The 26,620-nt window shown below is 66.3% G+C and carries 16 protein-coding genes; 1 reads left to right on the top strand and 15 read right to left on the bottom strand.

Annotation, left to right across the window (positions count from 1 at the left end; translation table 11 throughout):
- From RDCOP1_RS19995 to RDCOP1_RS19960, 8 genes are all read right to left on the bottom strand, one after another.
- Positions 1-8,193, bottom strand: an 8,193-nt coding sequence (locus RDCOP1_RS19995; protein WP_143152201.1) for a non-ribosomal peptide synthetase, incomplete at its 3' end; no start/stop codon positions are given.
- Between the two features lie 332 nt (positions 8,194-8,525).
- Positions 8,526-8,876 (bottom strand): hypothetical protein, encoded by a 351-nt coding sequence (locus tag RDCOP1_RS19990; RefSeq protein ID WP_072704617.1) that lies wholly within the window; start codon positions 8,874-8,876, stop codon positions 8,526-8,528.
- Between the two features lie 65 nt (positions 8,877-8,941).
- Entirely contained in the window at positions 8,942-10,894 is a 1,953-nt protein-coding gene (locus RDCOP1_RS19985) for an acetoacetate--CoA ligase (RefSeq protein ID WP_072704614.1), read from the bottom strand.
- 83 nt (positions 10,895-10,977) lie between these two features.
- On the bottom strand, positions 10,978-11,247 hold the full coding sequence (locus RDCOP1_RS19980; protein ID WP_072704611.1) for a GlsB/YeaQ/YmgE family stress response membrane protein: 270 nt from the start codon (positions 11,245-11,247) through the stop codon (positions 10,978-10,980).
- 152 nt (positions 11,248-11,399) lie between these two features.
- Positions 11,400-13,067, bottom strand: a complete 1,668-nt coding sequence (locus tag RDCOP1_RS19975) for an AMP-binding protein (RefSeq protein WP_072704754.1) — start codon at positions 13,065-13,067, stop codon at positions 11,400-11,402.
- 125 nt (positions 13,068-13,192) lie between these two features.
- Entirely contained in the window at positions 13,193-14,542 is a 1,350-nt protein-coding gene (locus RDCOP1_RS19970) for an MFS transporter (protein ID WP_072704608.1), read from the bottom strand.
- Positions 14,543-14,722: 180 nt separating this feature from the next.
- Positions 14,723-15,271: a hypothetical protein gene (locus RDCOP1_RS19965; protein WP_072704750.1), complete on the bottom strand. Its 549-nt coding sequence runs from the start codon at positions 15,269-15,271 to the stop codon at positions 14,723-14,725.
- Positions 15,272-15,436: 165 nt separating this feature from the next.
- Entirely contained in the window at positions 15,437-16,021 is a 585-nt protein-coding gene (locus tag RDCOP1_RS19960; protein WP_072704605.1) for a TetR/AcrR family transcriptional regulator, read from the bottom strand.
- Between the two features lie 87 nt (positions 16,022-16,108).
- On the opposite strand from RDCOP1_RS19960, the gene RDCOP1_RS19955 reads away from it, so the two are divergent.
- Positions 16,109-17,305, top strand: a complete 1,197-nt coding sequence (locus RDCOP1_RS19955) for a DUF418 domain-containing protein (RefSeq protein ID WP_072704602.1) — start codon at positions 16,109-16,111, stop codon at positions 17,303-17,305.
- On the opposite strand, the gene RDCOP1_RS19950 is transcribed toward RDCOP1_RS19955, so the two are convergent.
- From RDCOP1_RS19950 to RDCOP1_RS19920, 7 genes are all read right to left on the bottom strand, one after another.
- On the bottom strand, positions 17,221-17,817 hold the full coding sequence (locus RDCOP1_RS19950) for a DUF779 domain-containing protein (protein ID WP_231922905.1): 597 nt from the start codon (positions 17,815-17,817) through the stop codon (positions 17,221-17,223). The two genes, RDCOP1_RS19955 and RDCOP1_RS19950, sit on opposite strands and share 85 nt — an antisense overlap.
- Before the next feature lie 73 nt (positions 17,818-17,890).
- Positions 17,891-19,414 (bottom strand): aldehyde dehydrogenase, encoded by a 1,524-nt coding sequence (gene adh / locus RDCOP1_RS19945; RefSeq protein WP_072704747.1) that lies wholly within the window; start codon positions 19,412-19,414, stop codon positions 17,891-17,893.
- A 74-nt stretch (positions 19,415-19,488) separates the two neighbouring features.
- Positions 19,489-20,811, bottom strand: a complete 1,323-nt coding sequence (locus RDCOP1_RS19940; protein ID WP_072704599.1) for a sigma-54-dependent transcriptional regulator family protein — start codon at positions 20,809-20,811, stop codon at positions 19,489-19,491.
- A gap of 100 nt (positions 20,812-20,911) precedes the next feature.
- Positions 20,912-22,378, bottom strand: coding sequence for a mycofactocin dehydrogenase MftG (gene mftG / locus RDCOP1_RS19935; RefSeq protein ID WP_111731632.1), 1,467 nt, complete (start codon positions 22,376-22,378; stop codon positions 20,912-20,914).
- A gap of 1 nt (position 22,379) precedes the next feature.
- A complete protein-coding gene (gene mftF, locus RDCOP1_RS19930) occupies positions 22,380-23,798 on the bottom strand; it encodes a mycofactocin biosynthesis glycosyltransferase MftF (protein ID WP_072704596.1) in 1,419 nt (472 codons plus the stop codon).
- Positions 23,795-24,481, bottom strand: a complete 687-nt coding sequence (gene mftE / locus RDCOP1_RS19925) for a mycofactocin biosynthesis peptidyl-dipeptidase MftE (RefSeq protein ID WP_072704593.1) — start codon at positions 24,479-24,481, stop codon at positions 23,795-23,797. The genes mftF and mftE overlap by 4 nt, the downstream gene beginning before the upstream one ends.
- Positions 24,482-24,529: 48 nt before the next feature.
- Positions 24,530-26,575: a CocE/NonD family hydrolase gene (locus tag RDCOP1_RS19920; RefSeq protein ID WP_072704742.1), complete on the bottom strand. Its 2,046-nt coding sequence runs from the start codon at positions 26,573-26,575 to the stop codon at positions 24,530-24,532.
- Positions 26,576-26,620: the final 45 nt, after the last annotated feature.

Genomic DNA, 26,620 nt, shown 5'->3' with positions numbered 1-26,620 from the left:
CGCCGACACACCGGCAAGATCCAGCGTGTCGATCGACACCACCGGCACCGACCCGGACCCGGACTCGGAATCGGAATCGGACTCGGGAAGCTCGAACCCGTCCCGCGACGTCGACACCACCAACACCGGCGACGCCGACTCCACAATGAAACCATTACGCTCAGCAGGCTGATCCGGATCGAGCGGCACATACGCCCCACCCGCCCGCACGATCGCATACATCCCCACCAACAGATCCAACGACCGGCGCACCGCCAACCCCACCGTCGTCTCCGGACCCACACCCCGCGAGATCAAATACCGCGCAACCCGATTGACCCGCACATCGAACTCGCCGTACGTCAACGACACACCCTCGAACACCACCGCCACCGCATCCGGCGACGCAGCGACCTGCGCATCGAACCGATCCAGCAACGTCGACTCCGGCACCGGACGCGACGTATCGTTCCACCGCTCGAGCACCGCAATACGCTCGTCGGCGCCCAGCAGATCGATATCCCCCACCCGGCACGACGGATCGGACACCACCGCCTCGAGGATCCGCACGAACCGCTCCGCAAACCCCTCCACCGTCACCGCATCGAACAAATCGGTCGCATAGGTGAACTCCGCCCGGAGACCGTCCGGCGAACCGTCCTCCGCGAAGCCCTCCGACAACGTCAACTGCAGATCGAACTTGGCGACCGCGGTGTCGATTTCGAGCAGGTCGAGGGTCAGACCGCGAAGTTCGACGTGCGCTGCACCTAGATTCTCGAACGAGAGCATGACCTGGAAAAGCGGGTGCCGTGCCATGGACCGAGTGGGGTTGAGAACCTCGACCAGACGCTCGAAGGGGACATCCGCGTGCCCGAAGGCACCCAGTGCTGCTTCGCGTGCCCGTGCGAGATGGTCGGTGAACTGCGCGTCCGGATCGACGTCGGTGCGCAGCACCAGAGTGTTGACGAACATACCGATGAGGTCGTCGAGCGACTGCTCGCCACGTCCGGCCACCGGCGTACCGATCGTAATGTCGCGCTGACCGGACAATCGTGCCAGCAATATGCTCAAGGCCGCATGCACGACCATGAACAGGGACGCGTTGCGCTTGCGAGCGAACGCCACGAGGTCTCGATGCAGGCTCGGATCGATCGAGAAATCCACGGTCGCGCCGGCGAACGACGGCGTCGCCGGGCGGGGACGATCGGCCGGAAGATCCAACTGGTCGGGAACGTCGGCGAGCGTGCGACGCCAGTAGTCGAGCTGACCGGAAATCAGCGACTGCGAATCGTCCTCGGAGCCGAGAACTTCCCGCTGCCACAGAGTGTAGTCGGCGTACTGAACGGGAAGCGGTGCCCACGAGGGCTCTTCCCACTCGGTTCGCGCGGCGTACGCGACCATGATGTCGCGTGCCATCGGTCCGGTGGACCATCCGTCTGCGGCAATGTGGTGGACCACGAGCGCGAGAATGTGCTCGTTGCGGTCGAGTTCGTAGAGTTCTGCGCGAATCGGCACCTCGGAGGTGACGTCGAACCCGGTGGACGCGAGTCGGCGCATCGCACCGGCCAACTCGTCCCGTTCGATCCGGAGCGGGGTCAGATTGGGCACGACTTCCGCGGCCGCCCGTACTACCTGTTGGGGTCCCTCCGGCGAATCGGGGAAGACGGTACGCAGCGACTCGTGACGGTCGATCACATCCATGATCGACACCTGAAGTGCCGCTACGTCGAGGGCTCCGGTCAGCCGCAACGCCATCGGGAGGTTGTACGTCGCCGAGCGGGAATCGAAGCGGTTGAGGAACCACATGCGCTGCTGCGCCAAGGACAGCGGAACACGCTCGGGCCGCGGCATTTTCGCCAGTGCCGCACGGGCACCGCGCCCGGCCTCCTGCTCGACGCGAACTGCCAGGGCGGCGACGGTGCTCGATTCGAACAGCGCACGCACGGGAACCTGCGCGTCGAGTGCCACACCCAGCCGGGACACCACCTGGGTCGCGAGGAGCGAATTTCCGCCGAGTTCGAAGAAGTCGTCGTCGAGTCCGACACGTTGCACGCCGAGCACCTCGGCGAAGACGGCAGCGACGGTTCCCTCGATGGGCGTCGTCGGCGCGCGGAATTCGCGGTAGCTGATCCCGAGTTCCGGCTCCGGCAGTGCTCGGCGGTCGAGCTTTCCGACGGGCGTCAGGGGGATCTCGTCGAGGACGACGATCTGCGAGGGCACCATGTACGACGGCAACGACCGGGCCACGTGGTCGGACAACGCCGACGGGTCGACACCCGGAGCGCCGTGCACGTACGACACGAGTGCGGTCTGTCCCGAAGGCATTTCGTGGCCCACGGTGGTTGCGAAGTCGACGAGCGAATGCGTCTGCAAGGCAGCGTCGATCTCGCCCAGTTCGATCCGGAATCCGCGGACCTTGACCTGAAAGTCGGATCGGCCGGCGAACACGAGGCGGCGCTGATCGTCCCAGCGCACCACGTCACCGGTCCGGTACATGCGGGTACCCGGTGCTCCGAACGGGTTCGCGACGAACCGATCCGAGGTGAGCGCAGCGCGTCGGTGATAGCCTCGCGCGAGAGCGTCGCCGGCGAGATACAGCTCTCCCGACACTCCTGCGGGGACCGGACGAAGACGGCCGTCGAGCACGAGTGCCTGGACGCCCGGGGTCGGGCCGCCGATGGTGATCGGCCCCGAGGCATCGAGCAGAGCGCGGGTCGACACGATCGTGGTCTCGGTCGGTCCGTACGCGTTGAAGAAGCGGCGGCCGGGCGCCCACCGGGCCACAAGTTCTGTCGTGGAGGCATCGCCACCGACGTTGAGGGTCCGGAGCGAGTCGAGGCCCGCGGGATCCACCGAACCCAGCACCGCAGGCGTGATGATCGCGTGGGTGACGCCGGTCTGCTGGATCAGCGCGCGCAATTCGGCTCCGCCGTAGATCGTCGGAGGAGTGATCACCAACTCGGCACCGGTGTAGCCGGCCATCGCAAAGTCGAGAACCGAGGGGTCGAAACTCGGCGAACAGATCTGCAGAATCCGCGATTCCTCGGTCACCTCGTAAACGTCGACACAGTCGCGGACAAGGCCTGCGAGGCCGCGGTGGGTTACCGCGACGCCCTTCGGGCGCCCGGTGGACCCGGAGGTGTAGATGACGTATGCGAGGTGATCGACCCGGAGCGGAGCACACCGCTCCTCGTCGGTGACCGGAGCGCCCGAGTGGGCCAAGCACGCGGCGACGAACGCCGGGTCGTCGAAGCGAACCCATTCGATGGCGGGCGACAGACCGGCGGCGTGTTCCTCCGTCGTCAGGCCCAGCAGAGCCGACGAGTCCTCGAGCATGTGGGTGATTCGGTCGACCGGGTATTCCGGGTCGACCGGAACGTAGGCTGCTCCCGTCTTCGCAACGGACCACACACCGAGCACCATCTCCCACGAGCGAGGGAAGGCAAGCGCGACAATGCCACCGGGCCCTACACCACGCTCGATCAGGTAACGCGCGATCCAGCTCGACCACGCGTCGAGGTCGCGATACGTCAGGACGATGTCACCGTCGCGAACGGCGGTCCGCTCGGGGTGGGCGGCGACACCCGCGGTGAGCAGGTCCACGAGCGTGGCCGGTTCACCCGCATCGGGACCCGTCGTGGTGAGCAGCAGCTCGGCTTCGCCGGGAGAAAGGATGGACAGGTCACCCACACATGCCGACGTGTCCGCGACGATGCCGTCGAGGATCCGCACGAAACGTTCTGCGAAGACGGCGACCGTACCGGCGTCGAAGAGATCCGTCGCGTACTCGAAGGTGGCACCCAAGCCGGCGGGTTCATCGTCGCTGCCGGTCTTTTCGGTCAGCCACAGCTGGATGTCGAACTTCGAGATCGGCATCTCCAGTTCGGTGCCGACGGCGCGGACTCCGGCGAAGGACACCTCACGTGCCGAACCGGGCTCGAGCGACAGCGCCGCCTGGAACAGCGGATGGCGCGCTGTGGATCGTGCCGGGTTGAGCACCTCGACGAGACGCTCGAAAGGCACGTCCGCGTTCGAGAATGCGGTCAGGTCGATTTCACGGACCACGTCGAGGAATTCACCGAACGAGAGTCCGGGATCGACGCGCGTGCGCAACACCAGCGTGTTCACGAACATGCCGATGAGGTCGTCGAGTTCCTTTTCGCCGCGTCCCGCGACGGCGGTGCCGACGGCGATATCGTTCGATCCGCTCAGTCGTGACAGGAGGACCGCGTAGGCGGCGTGGACGACCATGAACAGCGAGGCGCTGTGTCCGCGAGCAAGTTCGACGAGTCCACGGTGTGTCTCGGCGCCGATTTCGAATCGGTGCTTGGCACCGTGGTAGCTTGCGACGGCAGGGCGCATCCGGTCCGCCGGCAGGTCGAGCTGATCCGGGAGACCGTCGAGTTCACGCACCCAGAAAGAGATTTGTTGTGCAGCAGTCGAACCCGGATCCGACTCGCTGCCGAGAGCCTGTCGTTGCCACAGGGCGTAGTCGGCGTATTGGATCGGCAGGGGCGACCAGCGAGGTTCGTGTCCCTCTGCGCGCGCCGTGTAGGCGGCGACGACATCCTGCGCGAACGGTCCGAACGAGGATCCGTCGGCTGCGATGTGGTGCAGCACCATCGCGAGCACATAGTTGTCGGTAGCGAGCCGGAACAGCGCGACGCGGAACGGAACCTCGATCGCGACGTCGAAACCGCGGCCGGCGAGTTCGACGACCGCTGCGCGCAGGCCGTTTTCGTCGACATCGACCGGTTCGAGCGGAGAGACGGCCTGCTCGAGCGGCAGGATCACCTGATGAGGGTCGCCGTCCACTTCGGGGTAGACGGTGCGCAAGCTCTCGTGCCGAGCCACCACGTCCGAGAAGGCATCGGACACGACACGAGGATCCACCGCGCCTGTCATCCGCACGGTGAAGGGCAGGTTGTAAGCCGCAGTGGTGACATCGAACCGATTGAGGAACCAGATCCGTTGCTGTGCAGTGGAAAGGGGCAGAACATCGGGTCGGACGGCTGCGGTGAGCGGCGCTCGGGCACCGGAACCGACCTGCTTCGCAATGCGCGTGGCGAGTCCAACGACAGTGGATGCCTCGAACAGCGCGCGTACAGGAACCTGGGTATCGAGTGCCGAGCCGATGCGTGAGACGACCTGGGTCGCGACGAGCGAATTGCCGCCGAGCTCGAAGAAGTCGTCGTCGAGACCGACGCGCTCCGCGCCGAGTACGTCGCCGAAGGCCGCGGCCACCACGCGTTCGGCAGGGCTGCAGGGCTCGCGGAAGGTGCGGGTGCTGCTGAATACGGGTTCCGGCAGGGCTTTCCGGTCGAGCTTTCCGCTGGTGTTGAGCGGTAGCGCGTCGAGCACCATGAGCGACGCGGGCACCATATACGACGGCAACGAGCGACCTGCGTGATCTGCCAGATCGGAGATGTCGACCGTCTGTGCGGGCGCGGCCACGATGTAACCCACGAGCTGGTCGCCGGTGGGAGTGGAGGCCACGAGAACGACCGCCTGCGAGACGGCGGGGTGAGCGAGCAGCACCGCCTCGATTTCACCGAGTTCGATGCGCTGTCCGCGGAACTTGACCTGGAAATCGGTCCGGCCGATGTACTCGAGGATTCCGGTGCCGTCGGGCTCGGCCTCCCAGCGCACGAGGTCGCCCGTGCGGTACATCCGTTCGCCGGGTGCGCCGAACGGGTCCGCGAGGAAGCGATCGGAGGTCAGGTCCGGACGATCGAGGTAGCCACGGGCGAGTTGAACGCCCGCCAGGTAGAGCTCGCCCGGTCGCCCGACCGGAACCGGGCGCAGCCGCCGGTCGAGAACGTACGCGCGGCTGTTCCACTGGGGGACACCGATCGGGACGCTGTGCACGTCGGCAGGGCCCGCGCGGTGGTAGGTGATGGACACCGCCGCCTCGGTGGGTCCGTACAGGTTGTGCAGGCCCGCCGGACACAGCCGGGCGAACTCGGCTGCCGTCTCGGACGGCAGTGCCTCGCCGATGACGAAGACGTGCCGCAGGGAGTCGCAGCTTCCGTCCGCGGCGTTGGCCACGAAGACCGTGAGCATCGACGGCACGAAATCGGTGATCGTCACGCGGTGCTCGGCGATCTTGTTCGCCACGTAGACCGGGTCGCGGTGCCCGTCGGGCGTCGCGATCACGAGGGTCGCGCCGACACGCAGCGGCATGAAGAATCCCCACAGCGACACGTCGAACGTCGTTGCGGTCTTCTGCAGGTACACATCCTGGGACGTCACGCCGTATTGGTCGTTCATCCACTGGATCTGGTTGTCGATGGCGACATGGCTCACGGCCACGCCCTTGGGCCGACCGGTCGAACCCGAGGTGAAGATGACGTACGCGGTGGTATCGGGCAGGATCGGACCATGCCGCTCCGCGTCGGAGATCGGACGTGCGTCACCGCGCGAGTAGTCGAAGGTGTCGATCTCGAGCGTGACGGTGCCGTCCGGCAGGTCCACGTCGTCGCGCGCCGTGGTCAGTACTGCGGCCGGTTTCGCGGTGTCGAGGATGTAGCCGGTCCGGTCGGCCGGATGGTCGGGATCGATCGGCACCCACGCACCGCCGGCTTCGACGATCGCGTACATGCCGACGACGAGGTCGAGCGAGCGCCGGATGCACAGCCCGACAAGCGATTCGGGTCCGACGCCAAGACCGATCAATGTGCGCGCGAGAGTGTTGACACGGGAAGCGAATTCGCCGTAGGTCAGCGACTCGCCCTCGAAGATCAGCGCTGTGGCCTCGGGGGTTTCGGCAGCCCGTTCACGGAACTGGGCGAGCAGATCGCGCTGCCGGACGGGATGGTCGGTGCGGTTCCACTCGATGACCGCACTTTCGAGTTCGACGCGTCCCGCAAGAGGGATGTCCCACACGCGCCGTTCCGGATCCGATCCGACGAACCGGTCGAAGAACTCGATGAAACGAGCGTGGTCGGCGCGGGACTGCTCCGAGCGGTACAGATTGGGATTGGACTCGAAGTCGATGTGCGTGTGAGCGCCGCCGCTGCGGTAGACGTTGACACCGAGATCCTCGATCAGGCCGGTCGACAGAATGTTGATTCCGCCGACCATGTCGCCGAGCCGGACCTCGTTGTCGAACAACATGATGTTGACCCACGGCCCGAAGAACGTGGACTGCCCCACCGAACCCGCGTCACGGTCGCGGACGATGTCCTCGTGCCGGTAACGCTGGTGGCGCAGCGCACCCGAGACGGCCGCCGCCGAGGCAGCGATGAGGTCGTGCACGGTCGTGTCGTCGGTGACGCTCAAGCGCAGCGGTACGACGTTGGAAACCATGCTGCCCGAACGACGCAGGACCGCGGTGGTGCGCGCTGCTACGGGCAGGCTCAGCACCACGTCGGTCTGTCCGGTCATCTGCGCGAGATATGCGGCGAAGGCAGCGACCACCGCGGTGGCAAGGCTCGTGCCTTCTCGAGTCGCGAGTTCGTCGACCCGCCGTTCGGTGTCCTCGGACAGTGCGGCGGTGTCGATACGGCTGACCGGGGCGGGTGCGGCGGTGCGCCCGGAGAGGCTGGTGGGTTCCTCGATCCCGTCGATCTGCCGGGCCCAGTACTCGCGGTCGTCGAGGAACCGCTTGGAGCCGCGGTACTCCATTTCGACGTCGTAGACCTTGTGCAGGTCCGACGCGCGATTCGGAGACGGCTCGACGCCCTCGACCGCCGCGGTGTACAACTCCGCGATACGAGTCATGAAGGTGGCAGCGGCGAAACCGTCGAGTGCCAGATGGTGGACGCGGTTGTACCAGAAGTAGCGTCGTTCACCGATGCGAAGCACGGTCGCGGCGATGAGGCGGTCGCGCAATACATCGACTGGACGACTGCGGTCGTCGCGCATCCAGTCGAGCGCAGCCTGCCGCGGGTCGTCGGCTCCGCTCAGATCGACGAAACCGAGCGGCGCTTCGAGAGAGGGGTCGACGAGCTGGTAGGGCTGTGCCCCGACCTCGATGAAACGGAGGAACCCGGATCCCATTTCGAGCGCAGCACGGGCACTGGATTCGCGGAGCAGATCGACGTCGAGGTCGCCCTCGAGTTCGACGTATTGAGCAATGTTGGCGGGCACTGTCGGGTCGACGTGCTGGGCGAACCACATCCCCAGCTGCGCAGGCGAGAGCGGGAACGCTCCGGGCGGCACTGCGCCCCCCGCGTTCTTCGCCTGCGATCCGCCTTTCCCGAGCGAGTCCAAATCCCCCAACCTTCCTCTCACCACCGGGCGGTTGCCCGCACTCCCGACACGAACTTGCACGCAACCTCTTGGGGTATCTGCGCATCAGGGGGAGATCGTTACGGCGTGGCCGGGGCGGGGAGACATTCCGCAGGACCGGACGCAGCAACGGAACCCCGCCTGGCGGCCGACGCGCCCGAAGCATGTTACTTACCGGTCGGTACCGGAGCCCATGTCGTACATCGGAAACAATCTACAGGGTGCCGACCGGGGCTCCGGCTCACCGTGGACGAGGCCGAGTTTCACCGGGCCACGGCTGGGCAAGGGCCACGGCTGCCACCTGGCCGCAAGTATTACCAGACCACTGCGACGATCACGTTGACGATGCCGAGGATGCCGGCGGTGTGCGCAAGCACTGCGGTCGAACCGGGGTTCTGCTTCTCCTTCTTCAGACCGATGATCGCGACGACCAGGATCACCAGCGCGATGAGGAGCTTGATGCCGATCTTCATGTGGTTCACTTCTACGACGTCCTGAGCTTCACGCAGGCCGACCAGGGCTACGCCGGTGACCACCTGAAGGATCGCGCCGTGCAGCATGCCGACGACCACGCGCGGCTGCTTGAGGACCGAGAGCCAGGAGCCGATGATGGCGGCGAGACCGATGAAGTGCAGGATGAGAAAAATCTTGATGGCGATGTCCATACCGGCAATCCGACCATTCGAGGCGGTGAGAGTCCAGTTAGGCGACGCTTACCGTGTGGTCTGCGTCACCGCTGGTCGTGGTACCACTCGATCAGGTCGGGCGCGTCGATTGCCGCGCGGTCGACGACTCCCGCCGGATCGGCTCCCTGCAGAATCCGTTTGAGCGGAACCTCGAGTTTCTTCCCGGTACGAGTGTGGGGCACACCTGGTGCAGCGACGATCTCGTCCGGCACGTGCCGTGGGGACAGTTGCGCACGGATGGCGGAGCGAATTCGCTCCGCCACACTGTCGTCCAGTTCTGTGCCCTCTGCCAGTACGACGAACAGCGGCATCCGGTACGAACCGTCGGGCTGCTCGATTCCGAGGACCAGTGCTTCGGTGACCTCGGGGAGGCTCTCCACGACCTGATAGATGTCGGCGCTGCCCATCCGCACTCCCTGGCGGTTGAGCGTGGAGTCGGACCGTCCGTGCATGACGAACGTGCCCCGGTCGGTGACGGTGATCCAGTCGCCGTGACGCCACACCCCCGGATATACAGAGAAGTAAGAGTCGCGGTACCGGCTGCCGTCCGGGTCGTCCCAGAAGGAGACAGGCATCGACGGCATCGGCGCGGTCACGACGAGTTCGCCCACCCGGCCTCGGACGGGCCGACCGTGCTCGTCGTACGCGTCCACCGCCACGCCGAGGCACGGCACGGAGATCTCTCCCGGCCACACGGGCACTGTGGGCACGGCCCCCACGAAGGCGGTCACCACGTCGGTACCACCGGAGATCGACATGACCTGCACGTCGGCGCCCACGTTCTCCGACAGCCACAACGATCCCGTCACGGGCAGGGTCGAGCCGGTGACCCCGACGCTGCGGAGCGCGGACAGATCGTGGCCGTCGCGAGGAACCGCGCCCGCCTTACCGCAGGCTGCTATGTACGCGGGGCTGGTGCCCAGCACGGTGACCCGTTCATCCGCCGCGATGCGCCAGAGCCGGTCGATTTCCGGATGAGACGGCGCGCCGTCGTAACAGACGACGGTCGCACCGACGAGAAGGCCGGAGACCAGAAAGTTCCACATCATCCAGCTCGGGCTGGTGTACCAGAAGTAGCGGTCGCCCGGCCGGAGGTCGAGATGGAGCGACAGTGCTTTGAGATGCTCGAGCAGTACCCCGCCGTGGCCGTGGACGATTCCTTTCGGCGGTCCCGTCGTTCCCGATGAGAACACCACCCACAGCGGGTGGTCGAAGGGCACCGCAACCGTTTCGAGGGGATGATCCGTCGTGAACGTGTCCTCCCATATCAGCAACGATCCGGGCGGCATGGCCGGTTCCGGCGGCTCGTCTGGCGATCCGCGGGGTACGACCACGGTGAGCTCGAGCCCCGGCAATCCGTCCCGGAGCAGGTTCATCTCGTCTGTGCGGTCGTGCCACTTACCCGCGTAGCCGTATCCGGTGGTCGTGACGAGAACCCGGGGCTCCAGCCGGCCGAGCCGGTCGAGTGCGGCGGGCACGGCGTAATCCTGACCGCATGCGGCCCATACCGCCCCGACGGCGGCCGTGCCGAGCAATGCGACGACAGCTTCCGGAATGTTGGGGAGGTACCCGACGACCCGATCTCCCGGCCCGACCCCGTGTGCGCGCAAGGTGGCGGCGAACGAGGCGGTCTGCCGCCGGAGTTCCGACCAGGACATCTCGGTTCGGCGCCCCGCTTCATCGAGATACACCACGGCCGGATCGCGAGGAGGCCGGTCACGGAAGACGTGCTCGACGATGTTGAGGCGAGCACCCGGAAACCACACCGCCCCAGGCATCGCAGAGTCGGCGAGAGCGGGGCCGGGGTCGGTGTGCGACAGGATTTCGAAGCTGTCCCACACTGCTTTCCAGAACTGGTTCGGAGCATCGACCGACCACTGCCACAGGGCCCTGTAGTCCGGCAGGTTCAGTCCGTGCCGCCGTTCGACGAACCGCGCAAATCGGGTGACGTTCGCGTGTTCGACCACAGACGGTTCGGGAACCCACTGCGGCTGCACGGCATCTCACCTTCCTGGACGAGCGCGCGGTCAGCCTGCGGACCCCGCCCGGTGTGGCCGGACGGGGCCCGCAGGCGAAGGGATTACCGCCTCTCTCGGGTGGCAGAGGTGTAGATCAAGGTGAGGACCACAGCCACGATGATGCTGATGATCCAACGGATCCAGTCGATGCCGCTCGTATCCTCGTTGCCCTCGGAGGAGATCAGGCCCCAAAGCCAATAACCGATCAACGCTCCGATGATGCCGATGACGATGGTGACGATCATCCCCATCGCCTGCTTGCCCGGGATCACCAGTCGGGCCAGGATCCCGATGACCGCACCGAAGATGATCGTGCCGATGATTTGTCCCATGGTGAGCCCCTCTTCTTCGGCGCCGCCCGGTGGCCTGCGCGTCTTCGACGACTCGGTACCCTCCCAGTGTCTGCCTCGAGACAGGCTTACGGAACCGGTTCGCGTGGGTACGGTCGAATTCCTCGCCGCACCCCGGCCGGAGTCGCGTCCCGCTATTGCTCTTCCGTCACAGCGGCGGCGATGATCGCGAGAGATTGTTCGCGCATGTCGACCTTGCGCACCTTGCCGGTGACCGTCATCGGGAACTCGTCGACGACGTGCACGTACCTCGGGATCTTGTAGCGGGCGAGTCTGCCGTCGCAGAATGCGCGCAGCGATTCCTCGTCGAGGGGCTGCTCCGCTCCTTCACGCATGCGGATCCAGGCCATGAGTTCCTCGCCGTACTTCGCGTCCGGCACCCCCACGACCTGGGCGTCGAGGATGTCCGGGTGGGTGTAGAGGAACTCTTCGATCTCGCGGGGGTAGATGTTCTCGCCCCCGCGGATCACCATGTCCTTGATCCTGCCGGTGATGGACACGTATCCGTCCTCGTCCATCACTCCCAGGTCACCGGTGTGCATCCACCGAGCGACGTCGATGGCCTCGGCTGTTTTGTCCGGTTGCTCCCAGTATCCGAGCATGACCGAATAACCCCGGGTGCACAGCTCACCCGGTACGCCACGCGGCACCGTCAATCCCGTGCCCGGGTCGACGATCTTCACCTCGAGGTGGGGGCCGACCCGGCCGACGGTGGCCACGCGTCGCTCGACGCTGTCGTCGCTGCGGGTCTGCGTCGACACCGGCGAGGTTTCGGTCATGCCGTAACAGATCGACACCTCACGCATCCCCATGCGGTCGATGACCTGTTTCATCACTTCCACCGGACACGGAGAGCCGGCCATGATCCCGGTGCGCAGGCTCGACAGGTCGTATCCGTCGAAGCCGGGATCCGCCAGTTCGGCGATGAACATGGTCGGCACGCCGTACAGCGACGTGCATTTCTCCTCCGCCACCGCCGTGAGTGTCGCGGCGGCGTCGAACGCGGGTGCCGGAAGAACGATGGCGGCGCCGTGACTCGTGCACGCGAGGTTGCCCATCGTCATACCGAAGCAGTGGTAGAGCGGGACAGGGATGCAGACCCGATCCTCTTCGGTGTAATGGCAGAGTTCACCGACGAAGAACCCGTTGTTGAGGACGTTGTGGTGACTGAGCGTGGCTCCCTTGGGGAATCCGGTAGTGCCCGAGGTGTACTGGATGTTGATCGGGTCGTCGGGTGACAGGGCGGATTGCGCCTCGTCGAGCACCGACCGGTCGTCGGCGAGTGCCGTCCGGCCGATAGCCACGAGGTCGTCCCAGCGCGGGGAGCCGAGCAACACGACGTCCTCGAGGTCCGGGCAGTTGCCGCGCACGGTCTCGATCATCTGCGCGTAGTCGGAGGTCTTGAATGCTTTCGCGGACACCATCATCCGGACGCCGGCCTGTTCGAGCACGTACTGGAGTTCGTGCGATCGGTACGCGGGGTTGATGTTGACCAGGATCGCGCCGATCTTCGCGGTCGCATACTGCACCAGCACCCATTCCCAGCAATTCGGCGCCCAGATGCCCACCCGGTCGCCCTTCACGATGCCCGATCCGAGCATGCCCAGCGCCACCGCATCCACGTCGGCCACGAATTCGCCGTAGGTCCAGCGCTTTCCGGCGGAGAAATCGACGAGCGCCTCACGATCTCCGAATCGTGCGGCGGTGCGATCGAGGTTGTCGCCGATGGTGTCACCGAGAAGCGGGACATCCCAGGCGCCCTGGGAATAGCTCGGCAGACGGTCGACGGTGGTGCCGGACATCATGTTCTCCTTCGTGATTCGGGGTGACGACCGCTGAGCGGTCCGAGCGCTCGGGACCGCTGAGCGCGGTCAGAGTGCTCGGGACCGCTGAGCGCGGTCAGAGTGCTCGGGACCGCTGAGCGCGGTCAGAGTGCTCGGTGTCGCGTTTCTACGAGCCCGGCGGTGCAGATCAGACTCAGGACACCGAGAGCGGCGAGCATGACGCCGATGGCGATGCTGCCGAAGGATGCTGCGAGTGGCGCCGCGATGAGCGGAGGGATCGCGCCACCGAGAACTCCGGCGAGGTTGTACCCGAGCCCGGCTCCCGTGTAGCGGTAGCGGGTCGCGAACATTTCCGGTAGCAGGGCGCCACACGGGCCGTAGGCGATCCCGAAGATCGCGAGGGTGACCATCATCCCGATCACGAACGCGACCGGCGACCCGCTGTCGAGCAGCGGGAACAACGCCAGAGCCCAGACGATGGAGAAGGCACACGAGACCATGATGACCCGTCGGCGTCCCACACGGTCGGAATACAGCGCGGACAGCACGATCGCACCACCGAACACGAACGACGACGCGATGCCCACGACGAGAACGAACGGCCGATCGTAGCCCAGCGTGGTGGTGGCGTAGCTGGTCAGGTACGCGGTGCCCATGTAGAAGAAGGCGAACATGATCGCCAGGGCTCCGGCTGCGAGCAGGACCTCCCTGGATTGGAATCGCAGGACCTCGAGGAAGGGAAGGGTCTGCTTCTCGGCGGGGTCGCCGTCGCGCAGAAGGCTCTTCTCCTTCGCTGCCATCTCGGCGCGGAACACCGGGGTCTCCTTGATCGCCAGGCGCATGTAGAGACCGATACCGACGAGGACGATGCTGAAGATGAAGGGGATCCGCCAGCCGTAGCTGAGGAATGCCTCGTTGGTGTCTCCGAACGCCATACCGGTGAAAAGGAATGTGCCGCTGGAGAGTGCGAAGGCGATGGCTGGACCGAGTTGCGGGAACATCGCATAGAGCCCGCGGCGGCCCGGCGGTGCGTATTCGGCTGTGAGCAGTGTCGCGCCTGCCCACTCACCGCCGACGGCGAATCCCTGGGCGAAACGCAAGAGCACCAGAATGATCGGAGCAGCCACACCGATCGTGTCCGCTCCGGGGAGCAGACCGATCAGGAGCGTGGAGATTCCCATGAGAAGCAGGGTGGAGACGAGAGTCTTCTTACGGCCGATGCGATCTCCGAAGTGACCGAAGAGCATCGCACCGACGGGCCGGGCGATGAAGGCCACGGCGAAGGTGGCGAAGGACGCGACCGTTCCGGCCGTCGCCCCGAGCGCGGGGAAGAACACCGTCGGGAACACGAGCGCTGCCGCCGTGCCGTAGATGAAGAAATCGTAGAACTCGATCGTCGTGCCGATGCAGCTTGCGACAGCGACGCGACGGACGCCTGGCCCAGCGTCTTCGGGGGCGGTTCCGACGGAGCCCGGCGGCTCCGCCGAAACCACCCCCGTGGGTTCACCCGGTCCAGATCTCGGCTCACTGGTCACTTCGGTCCTCCGTCTTCCGTTCGCGGGCGGGTCGCCGCGGGATCGGAAGGAAAGTTAGGTGACCGTGATCACTCGCACTACCCCCGAAAGGGGGGTGAGGTGACGGGCGTCACATAGTTTGGCGAACGAAGGATCGCGTCAGCGGCCGGCGGCTGCGGTGAGTTCCTCGCGCATCTCCCGCCATACGGTGGCGTAGGAGTCGATGTTGCCCGCAGTGGCCCATGCCAATGCGCCGCCCTTGATCTTCTCCAGCGCTTCCGCGAACAGGTCCTGGTAGCGCGACAAGCGCGGGACGAACGCAGAGACGTCGTCGAACAGTTCCTGAGCCCGCCGGTCGAAGCCGAGGAGCGTGTCGACGAAATGATCCGCCTCCGGCTCGGACAGCATCGCCGCGAGTTCTTCGTCCATCGGTACGAACCGGTCGTACAGTTCGGCGATCGAGTCCTCGTCGATCGAGACGCGTTCCGCCTCGAGTTGATGGGTCAGCTCGAGCATCCCCTTGTCGGTGAGTTCGATGCCCTCACCGGCGGCTTGCGCTTTGCTCTGGGAGAGAAGGGCATCGACCGCAGCCTGACCCGCCGCCACCGACACACCCAGGTGCGCGGCCACCACCTCCGCCGTGACCTGATTCTTCAGGCGCACGGTCTGCAGCAGAGCCAGTTCGTCAACGTTGCCGGCGAAGGCCATGTCCACTCCTCACCGCCCACCGGGCGACGAACATGCAGGGCCCACGCCCCGCGGATCGCGGAATCCGGTCGGATCCCGCTCCGATTCTGGCGTACCGGTACCCGCGACGGTTGGGCCACCCTGGTACCAATCCACCCGAGGCAGGCGACGAGACCACCGGAGCCGTCAGGCCAGCGAATCGATATGCGCCTCGAGGACGGCCACCGCCGACTCCGGGGTGTCGCCTCCCCCGACGAGCGCATGCATTGCGAGACCGTCGACGAGCGCGTGCAGGCGCGCGGCTTCCACGCTCAGGTCGCGGCCGGCCGCGACAAGTCCCGAACCGGAGAGCCCCCGGACGATGTTCGTGCATCCCGTGCGGAACGCGATCTGAGCGTCGGCTGCAATGGCCCCGAGTTCCGGATCGCCGGGCGACTCTGCGATGAGCGCGAGATTCACCAGCATCTCGCAGCGACGAAGATCGTCGAGGGGAAGAAACTCACACAGGATCGCGAGCGCACTCTTCCGAACTTCGGTCACGTCCACGTGCGAAGCGGCCCGCTCCGCCGCCCGCTCGTGGACCAGCCGCATCGAGTATCCGAGCAGCGCCGACTTGCTCGGGAAGACGTGCCGCACAGACCCGGTGGACAAGCCCGCTTCGGCCGCGACTTCCCGGATGGAGACCGCTCCGACGCCCTCCCGGAGGATGAGCCGCCAGACAGCTTCCGCGATCTCCTGTTGACGGGCATCGTGATCGATCAATTTCGGCACTGGACCATATTAACACGGTCGTGCTAGCATCGCTTTTTGTAAGCACGACCGTGCTACTTAAACTCCACGCCCCGTGGAGGGATTCCGATGAGCACTACACCCCGATATGCGGCACTCGACATCCTGCGGGGGATCGCGATCCTCGGCACTCTCGGTACGAACATCTGGATCTTCACCAACGCGGAAGGGCTGGTCGGCTACATCAACGGAACCGGGCGGGCAACCGGGCAGTGGAGTTTCGTCCAGGACGTACTGCAACAGGTGACTCAGGGAAAGTTTCTCGGCCTCCTGACGATCATGTTCGGCATCGGACTCGCGATCCAGCATCGCTCGGCGGCCGGACGCGGCCTTCCATGGCCCGGTAAATACCCCTGGCGGGCAGCGCTTCTCATGATCGACGGAGTGCTGCACTACTTTCTGTTCACCGAGTTCGACGTACTCACGGGGTACGCGATCACCGGACTCGTCGTCGCCTTCGTCCTGTCCACCGGCGTGCAGTCCCAGCGAATATGGATCGCCTGCGCCCTCGCCCTGCATGCGGCGATGCTCGCGGTCGCGACAGCCGCGCTCGCAGCGCTGCCCCCGAATCCGGGAAACCGGACGCTGTCTCCGAATCCGTATGCGGACGGCACTTTCTGGGATCTGGTCGTCTTCCGCGCCGAGAACTTCGCACTGTTCCGGCTGGAGACGATATTCATCCTGCCTCTGTCGATTGCGCTCTTCCTGATCGGGGCGCGCCTCTTTGCGGGTGGCATCCTCGATCCTGGTCGCGCCCGGCTCCGGCGCACTCTCATGATCGTCGGTTTCGGAGGTGCGCTCCCGCTCGACTTCGCACTGGGTCTTTTCGGGTCCGACGCGGGACTCGTCCTCGGCCGCTACGGAACGGCCCCGATCGTGGCCTTCGCACTTCTCGCTGCCGTTGCGCAGCGCTATGCCGACGGCCGCGCCCCGGGCAGCATCGGCTCGGCGCTCGCCCCGGTCGGCCGAATGGCACTGAGCTGCTACATATTACAGAACGTACTGTGCTCGATCGTGTGCTACGGCTGGGGACTAGGCTTGGCCTCACGCCTGGACGGCAGCACGATCGTCCCGGCCACCGTAGCCCTGTTCGCCGCCGTGTCCGCGACACTGATGGTCGTCGCGCGACTGTGGCTGACCCGCTTCGAACGCGGGCCCGTGGAATGGCTTTGGAACGTGAGTTACCAGGCGCTCGCCGGCGGATCGGACTCTCCTGCGAGCGCGGCAGTGCCACCGCCGGTCTCCGTCTCCCGTGCCGACCGCTGAGGCACCGCACACGCGTCGGCGGCGTCGCTCACGACGAGCGGTACCTGCGATGCGGCGGGCCGCGTGCCGTCGGCCCAGTCCCGGCCGAGCAGCACGCCGGACGACGCCAGCTCCGCATTCTCATCGTCGGTGAATGCCCCTCCGCGCGAGAGGAATCGGACGCCCTCGGTGGTTTCGAGACTGAATCCGGCACCTCTTCCCGGAACCATGTCGAGCACAAGGCACGTGTGTTTCCACACCTCGAACTGCGAACCCGAGATCCAGACGGGGACAGCGTCGGAACCGGAGGGCGGGTCGGGAAGCGTCTCTCCTGCGCCGAGCCGAAGGTCGAGCACCCCCACCAATACGTCACGATCGCCCACGAGAAACTCGCCATCGGGAAAACACATCGGCGACGACCCGTCGCAGCACCCTCCCGACTGGTGCATCATCAACGATCCGTTGCGGGCGACCAGACGTCGTAGAAGGTCCACGGCGGCAACCGTGGCCAGCAACCGGGCGGGGGGCGACACGATTCACCTTTCGTTCGAAACTCCGATCGGCGCCCACACCGCCCGGTACGAGCGATGCGGGCGCCGAGGTGGATCAGAAGAAGCCCTGCGCCTTCGGCGCGTAGGACACGAGCAGGTTCTTCGTCTGCTGATAGTGATCGAGCATCATGTGGTGGTTCTCGCGGCCGATGCCGGACTGCTTGTAGCCACCGAAGGCCGCGTGGGCCGGATACTGGTGGTAGGTGTTGGTCCACACCCTGCCGGCCTGGATCGCCCGTCCGGCGCGATACGCAACTCCCCCGTCCCGTGACCACACACCGGCGCCGAGACCGTACAGCGTGTCGTTGGCGATCTCGATCGCATCGTCGAAGTCCCGGAAGGACGTCACCGACACGACGGGCCCGAAGATCTCCTCCTGGAAGATCCGCATCTTGTTGTGGCCCTGGAAGATCGTCGGCTGCACGTAGTAGCCGCCGGACAGGTCACCGCCGAGGTCGGCACGTTCGCCGCCGGTGATCACCTTGGCGCCTTCGCTCTTGCCGATCTCGATGTAGGACAGGATCTTCTCGAGCTGGTCGTTGGACGCCTGGGCGCCGATCATCGTGTCGGTGTCGAGCGGGTTGCCCTGCCGGACCGCCTTGGTGCGGACCGCGGCGAGCGAGAGGAAGTCGTCGAAGATGTCGTGCTGGATGAGGGCGCGCGACGGGCAGGTGCACACCTCGCCCTGGTTCAGCGCGAACATGGTGAAGCCCTCGAGCGCCTTGTCCTGGTAGTCGTCGTCGGCGGAGAGCACGTCCGAGAAGAAGATGTTCGGGCTCTTGCCGCCGAGTTCGAGTGTGACGGGGATAAGGTTCTGTGACGCGTACTGCATGATGAGCCGGCCGGTCGTGGTCTCACCGGTGAACGCGATCTTGCGGATGCGCGGGCTCGAGGCGAGCGGCTTGCCTGCCTCGGTGCCGAATCCGTTGACCACGTTGAGGACACCGTCGGGAAGCAGGTCACCGATCAGTTCGACGAGGTACAGAATCGACGCGGGGGTCTGTTCGGCGGGCTTGAGCACAACCGCGTTGCCGGCCGCGAGCGCCGGAGCGAGCTTCCACACCGCCATCAGGATCGGGAAGTTCCAGGGAATGATCTGGCCGACCACGCCGAGCGGCTCGTGGAAATGGTAGGCCACGGTATCCGAGTCGATCTCGGAGATCGAGCCTTCCTGCGCCCGGATCGCGCCGGCGAAGTACCGGAAATGGTCGATGGCGAGCGGGATGTCGGCGTTGAGCGTTTCGCGGATCGGCTTGCCGTTGTCCCACGTCTCGGCGAGCGCGACCGACTCGAGGTTCTCTTCGATGCGATCGGCGATCCGGTTAAGGATCAGCGCGCGTTCGGCGGGTGAAGTCCTGCCCCACGCCGGTGCGGCGGCGTGTGCGGCATCGAGCGCGAGTTCGATGTCCTTTTCGGTCGACCGGGCGACCTCGGTGAACGGTTGCCCGGTCACCGGGGTCACGTTCTCGAAGTACTCACCTGTAGCGGGTGCCACCCATCGGCCACCGATCCAGTTGTCGTAACGGGACCGGAAGGACATCAGGGCATCGGGTGAACCGGGGCGGGCGTACTCGGTCATGGTGTTCTCCTGCGTATCGACTACCAGCACCCTTCGGGGTGTGACCTCCGACACTACGAAAGTCACCGTTGCAACTACGTTGCCAAGTTCCGGTCCAACACGCGGATCTTCGCCTCGACCTGAGCGAACAGGCTCGATTCCGGATCCAGGCATCCCAGATATGCCGTCCACGCGGCAAGATCGCCGCGGCCGTGCACGGACGCGGTCCAGCGCGCCAGCAACGGTGCCGACCCGCGACGCAGGAGCGCGCCCCTGATGCGGGTGTCCAGTTCGTCGCCGACGTCGATGACGCCCGGCGCATACGAGCGTGGCAGTACTCGGCCCGTGTAGCGGCGCACCGCGCTGTCGAGGTCGCCGCGATCGAGGGCAGCGCGTACCTCCGCGACATCGGTGCGCAACTCGGCCCGCAGCCGGTACGGCCGTGAGGCGAGGATATCCGGACCGAGAACCTTTCGCAGACGGGAGATCTCGACGCGGACGGTGACGGAGTCGAGTTCGTTCTCGTCGAGCAGCGCTGCGAGGCGGTGCGTGCCCAGCCCCTCCGGATGCTCACTGAGTAGCAGCAGGATCTCGGCATGCCGCTGCGACAGCGTGACCCGGTCGCGTCCACGGACGAGCACTGCGCGGCCCGGCCCGAAAGCTTCCAGGACGGTGACGGCCGACGGTTCCGACGGGGGCGACTCGAGCCTGATCAGCCGCAGTTCGGCCTCCGCGGCAGCGACCGTCGCCCGGACGAGTTGCAGCACCTCCGGCGCCGCGACGCGCGGACCGCCGGTGATGTCGACCGCACCGAGGATCCTGCCGTCGATCGGGTCGTGAACCGTTGCGGCAGAGCAACTCCACTCGTGAACCGCACGGTTGTAGTGCTCGGCTCCGAAGATCTGGACGCACCGATCGAGCGCGAGGGCAGTGCCGGGAGCATTCGTTCCGACATGCTCCTCGCTCCAGTCGGCCCCCTCGGCGAAACTCATCGTCAGCGCACGATCGCGTGCGGCGTGGTCGCCCTCGATCCACAGCAACCTCCCGCGTTCGTCACTGATCGCGATCAGCAGTCCACTGTCCGCCGCGTCCTCGACGAGAAGCTTGCGCACGACCGGTCGGATCAGTGCCGTCGCATGTTGTGCGCGATAGTTGTCGAAGTCGGTTCCGCCGAGCAGTGCAGGCTGGTCGATCACATCCGGGTCGAGGGACCGCCGGAGACTACGCAGCCACGACTCGCGAACCAGGGGACGTACCGCATTGGGCTCCTCGTGAAGTCGTGTGGTTCCCTCGGTGTCGCGCCCCGCTCCCACGACGGCGCGGTGGAGTTCCGCAAGCCGTATCGCACGCGCGTCTGCGTCGTCGCCGGGACGTAACGCCATCCAGGAATCGGCTTTCGCGCCCCCACGGTCGATCATCTACCGCTGCCCTCCTCGCCCTCCGCCGCGAGTCACTGTAGTCCAGGTCACAGCATGCCGGAATCGCGGTGGACCGACCCCGTACACATGCCGCGTGCGGCTACGACATCAACGCTGCCACCCGCTGTGCCAGCATCACCACGGTGGCGTGCGGACCCCGGCTGGGCACCTGCGGGAAAACGGAGGTATCCACGACGAACAGCCGCTCGGCGCCGTGCACGCGGCACCGGTCGTCGACCACCGCCGAATCGCCGGATCCCATGCGGCATGATCCCGACAAGTGCTGGGACGTACCGAGATGCGCCTCGAGCCACGCGTCGTCCACACCTGCGGCGTCCGCTCCGATGCTCCCGGTGTCCACGACATCGCGCATGGACGTGAGCAAGCGGACCGCCGATGCCACCCCGTCGCGCAGCGCCGCCCGGTCGCGTGGGTCCTTCAGATACCCGTAGTCGACCACCGGCGCAGCATAGGGGTTGCGCGCGTCGAAGAGCAGACGTCCGCGACTGTGCGGGCGGGTCAGCACGACCCCGAGCACCGGGATATCGGCGCCGCTGCCCGGAACCGAGTCGGCGAAAGGCGCCGTATAAGGGCGGAGTTCGAGTTCGTCGGTGTGCAACACGGTCTCGAGTACCGGTGCCCGGTCTGGTAACTCTCCTCGATACCGGTACGGCACAGCGACTTCCGGATGATCGGAGAATCCGCGACCCACGCCGGGAAGGTCGAGAACAGGCTCGATTCCGAGTCTGCGGAGTTCGTCGGCGGGTCCGAGTCCGGACAGCATCAGGAGCCGAGGGCTCTCGATCGCACCGGCGCAGAGCACGATGTTCCCGGCCTCGACGGTGGCGATCCCGCGACCGTCGTCCACCTCCACGCCCACCGCCGCTGTACCGGCCATCACGATCCCGCGCACGTGGGCATTCGCACAGACAGTCAGATTCGGGGAGCCGAGCGCGGGCACAAGAAACGAGAGCGCAGGACCCATGCGCATTCCGTTCGAGATGTTGAGCGGGACGCGTCCGACTCCGGCCGGTCCGGGTGCGTTGAGATCGTCGACCGGGGCGTGGCCGGCCGCCACGGCAGCCTCGTGAAACGCACGCGCTACCGGATGAAGGCGGTCCCAGGGCGTCCGGGCGACCGGGACCGGACCCGAGGCACCGTGCCACTCGTCGTCGAAGTCGGTGTCGCTCTCGATTGCCCGGAAGTGCGGCAGAACGTTGCCGAACGACCACGACGTCGGCCAGGCGTCGAAGTCCCCGGGCCGTGCACGCACGAAGTATCCTCCGTTGACCGCACCCGATCCACCGAGCACGCGCCCACGGGAGATAGCGCCGGACCGGCTTCCCAATATCGCCGGATACTCTGCGGTACAAACACTTTGGGGTCCGACGGGAAGCCGCATCGCGTCGAGGATCTCAGGCGGTGCGGTCGCGGTGCCCGTGTACCCGGACCCGCTCTCCAACAGGACCACCGTCCGCCCCGGCCGTTCGGCCACCAGAGTCGCGGCGAGGGTGCATCCGGCGCTCCCGCCACCCACCACCACGATATCGGCGCGTGCGGGAATCACCTCAGGACCGGATATCGGGCATGAGCGCCGCGGGGTCGCGGGCGTCGACGACGCCTTTCCACAGTCCGGCCCCGTATGCGATGTCGTCGAGACGCTTGTAGAAGACGTACCGGACCGGGTCGAGTCCGCCACCCTCCCGGTGCGAGTACCAGTCCCAGATACCCTCTGCCACTGCGAAAGCCACCACCGCGCGTCGCACCTTCGACGACAGTACGGCCGCCACGAACGTCAGGGGCCAATAGTGGCGGCACGCCGCGGACGCCACCTGCCACATGCCGCCCGCGAAACCCTGCCCCGTGAGGACCGCCGCGATGCGGGTGGGCCGGTCGAGTTCGGCGAACATGCGGCGCAACCGCAGGAGCGTCACGAACTGGCTCAGTACTGCCACGACGAAACCGAAGCGCGTCAGCGTGGCGACCGCCGCGCACGCCAGCAGAGTCCAGACCGAAATTGCCATCGGGGGCACAGTGCCGGGGTGCCGCGCCTCCAGCGGCGCAGCCCCTGTGCCGTAGAAAACCTTGCGGGAGAACCATTCCCGGAACCCAACCCGGTGATCGTGGGCCACTCGTGCGATCGGTTCGTAGCGGAGTCGCCACCCGGCCGCGCGGAGTCGCCGACACACGTCGACGTCCTCGGCCACATGCATCGTTTCGTCGAAGCCACCGCAACCGGCGAGTGCTTCACGACGGACCACCATCGCGGCGCTGGGCACATACGACACCGGGCTCCCGGCGACGACGGCGGCTTCCCGTCGACCGAGGTCCAGGGACGAACGTGCGTGTTCGTAGCGCGCCAAGGCTCCGTTGTCCGGGTCGAGAGCGACGATGCGAGGCGCGACGAGCGCGACAGCCGGGTCGCTGAAGTGACCCAGCGATGCTTCGAGCCACCCGATGCGGGGAACGACGTCGGAATCGAGGAAGGCGACGAATTCCGTTCGTGCTTCCCGCAATCCGCGGTTCCGCGCCGCGGACGGACCGCGGGATACGTCGGATCGGAGCACCCGGACACGGGGGTCTTCGGAAGTGACCACCGGGGTGTCGGAGCCGTCGTCGATCACGATCACCTCGAGGCCGGGGAGGGCCTGCAGCAACCGCCGTACTCCGGCCGCGTTGTTCCGGACGGGAACGATCACGGTCACGTCCGAGGTGGACGGCAGCCGGGTGGGCCGCGGGTTTCCGACGCCGGAGTCGAGTAGACGACGCGCGACGACCGCCGTGCGGGAGTCGACGACCTCGAGGTGGTCGCCGTCGATCATCGCCGCGGCGGCGGGAGCGAGTTTGAGCATCCGGGTGGGTGAACCACCGATGAGTACCTGTCCGCCGGCGAATCGCCGGACCCGGGGATCGATGCGAACTCCGAACCCGTCAGGAAGGCGGCCTCCGGGGGTCTGTGCCGTTTCGGGTGTTGTCGCCTGACTCACCGAAGTCCCCCCTCCGTGCCCGGTTCCCACCGAGCGACCTGCGATCTTGCTTGTTCCGTCAGGTGTGCGAACAAGCGGGCCCCCTGCTCCGCGGTTGCGGTGGTGGGATCACCGAGAACCCCGTTCGCCGACACCGAAACCATACCGGCTTCACGCAGTCGTGGCATCAAACTCGCGATCGAATCCGTGTTCCCGACGACCGCGCGGCCCATATCCACCGAACCGGGGCACAGGTGCAGCATGAGACTCGTTTCGGTGGCGCCCGCGTGCGCGTCGGCGCGAGGCACCGCACACGGGATCCACGCCGCATCGCGACCCTCGTACCGCAGCAGGGACACGGCTTCGGCCAGGGCATATGCGTTTCCGCCGTGTCCGTTGACGAACAGCACCCGTCGGGCCCAGCGGCATATCGACCGCCCGTATTCCACGAACACGGTGCGCAGCGCGTCGACTCCGAGCGACACCGTTCCCGGAAACGCCTCGTGCTCGCCGCTCGCGCCGTACGCGAGCGGCGGAGCCACGAGGACGTCCGGGAGTGCCTCGGCAACAGCAGTGGCGATCCGGGTATCGGTGTCGAGGGGCAGGTGTGGGCCGTGTTGCTCGAGTGATCCCACGGGCACCGCCACCGTCCACCGCTCCGGTTCGACGTCGGTCCAGCGGGCGCCGGCAAGATCCCGTATCACCGGTCCGATGCTAGTGCGTCGGATCGCCGGTGCCGCTACCGCGTCGGGTCACACCAGTAGGCGAGGTATCTCGCGATTCCAGTTCTCCGAGTAGACGCGCCGCTTTCCGTGGATCTCGTCGATCTCGTATGCGTCCAGTTGCGCGGTGATCACGAAATCCTCCGGTGTCGAAGTCAGCACCGTTCGGGTCTGCACTTCCGTCTGCCAGTCACCTCGTCCGAGATATCGCACGGTGCGCGTCTCACCGCGCGCCGACTCCACGTCGTTGCCCTGGAAGCCGAACCACTCGGTCGTCGCATTGCGCATCGTGGTGCCGGTGTCCTCGACGAACGACTCGCCCCGGTCGTCCTTGATCTCGAGTGTGGTCACGCCGGTTTCGAGATCGCGTGAAGTGCGCCAGTGGTGTTCGCCGGGTTCGACCAGGGTGACGGCGGACGATTCCGCTCCCTCGGGTTCCCCGAATGCGGGCAGCGCAGCGTCTTCGGCGTCGCGTGGCGGGCGGACGGGCAGCCTCAGCCGGCTTTCGCCGGTGGTCACAGTGAGCGTCGCGAGTTCGGGTGCCGGCCACACCAAGGGGAAGTACGACGTGGACAACGACAAGCGAATGCGATGGCCTGCCGGGAACTCCTGCGCCATGCCGTTGAGCTTGACGCGCACGCGGTACCGCCGGCCCGGTTCGAGGGGCTGAGGATCGGCGCTGCCGTCACGATGGGTGAGATTGAGCAAACCGTACGTGACGCGGGTGGCCTGACCGTCCGGAGCGACGTCGCTGAGTCGCGCCGCGATCATTGCTACCGGCTTGTCGGCGCTGACCTCGAGATCCAGAGTCGGCAGACCGACCACGTCGAGCGGTTCGCTCAGCGCTTCGGTCTCGAAAACGAGTGCGCCGCCGTCCTCTTCCCGTTGATCGGAGGGCAGATCGGGAGTGGCCGCATACGAGGCCCACTTGCCACCGGCCATGCCCAGGCTCAGGGGTGAGCACATCGTCAGATCGCGGCGCTCGGCTTCGTCCGGGTCGATGCCCTGGTCCAGCCCGAAGCGGGTCAGCGTGTACTCACGGTCCTCGATGCCCGGCGCCGGCCAGGACGGCTCGGCAATCCATTTGCCCGGTCGTTCGGGGTACCGGGGATGAGGCGGGACGCTGCCCTGCCTCCACATGCGGAGCATCGGTTCGTCCATGATTCCGTTGTCGATGCCCTTGAGCCAGTAGTCCCACCACCGGACGACCTCCTGCAGGAACCCGATCGCGGGGCCCGGCACGCCCTGGTGGGGGTACTTGTGCCCCCAGGGACCGATGAGGCCCTTACGCGGCACGTCGAGGTTCTCCATCAGCCGGAAGATGGCGTTGGTGTAACCGTCGGCCCACCCGCCTACCGCGAACACCGGACATGCCACGTCCGCGTAGTTCTCGTTGACGGAAGCCCGTTTCCAGTACTCGTCGCGGTGTTGGTGTTCGAGCCACTTCTCGACCCACAGGCCGCTTCCCCGAAGCCGTTCGTGCCACATGTCGCGCCACCGGTCACCGACGATCGCCGGGTCGGGCGCCATGCTGTTGAAGGCGAACATCACGGTGGCCTCCGACAGATTGTCCGACAGCAGGCACCCGCCCATGTAGTGCATGTTGTCGACGTACAGATCGTCGGTGGCCGACGCGCTGATGATCGCTTTGAGCGCCGGGGGCCGCTTCGCAGCGACGTGGAGGCTGTTGAAGCCGCCCCAGGAGATGCCCATCATGCCGACGTTGCCGTCGCACCAGGGCTGCTGGGCAAGCCATTCGATCACGGCGCAGGCGTCGTCCTGCTCGGTGGGAAGGTACTCGTCCTCGAGTACCCCGTCGGAGTTACCGCTGCCGCGCAGGTCCACTCGGACGCAGGCGTATCCGTGACCCGCGATATAGGGGTGATTGAGCTCGTCTCGTGCTCGCGTCGTGTCGCGGTGCCGATACGGAATGTATTCGAGCACAGCGGGAACGGGGTTGTCCTCGGCGCCGTCCGGAAGCCAGATGCGAGCCGAGAGGCGGCACCCGTCGGGCATCGTGATGAACGTGTTCTCGATGACGCGAACACTGTGGGGAAAGGACGTCACTGTCTGCACGTGTGCCTTCCTGTCGATCGGATCGAACAAATCGCAGCCAGGAAC

The sequence above is a fragment of the Rhodococcus coprophilus NBRC 100603 genome (assembly GCF_001895045.1).
GTDB lineage: Bacteria > Actinomycetota > Actinomycetes > Mycobacteriales > Mycobacteriaceae > Rhodococcus > Rhodococcus coprophilus.
The sequence above is the reverse complement of the archived record's forward strand: the minus strand, read 5'-3'. Positions and strand labels throughout refer to the sequence as shown.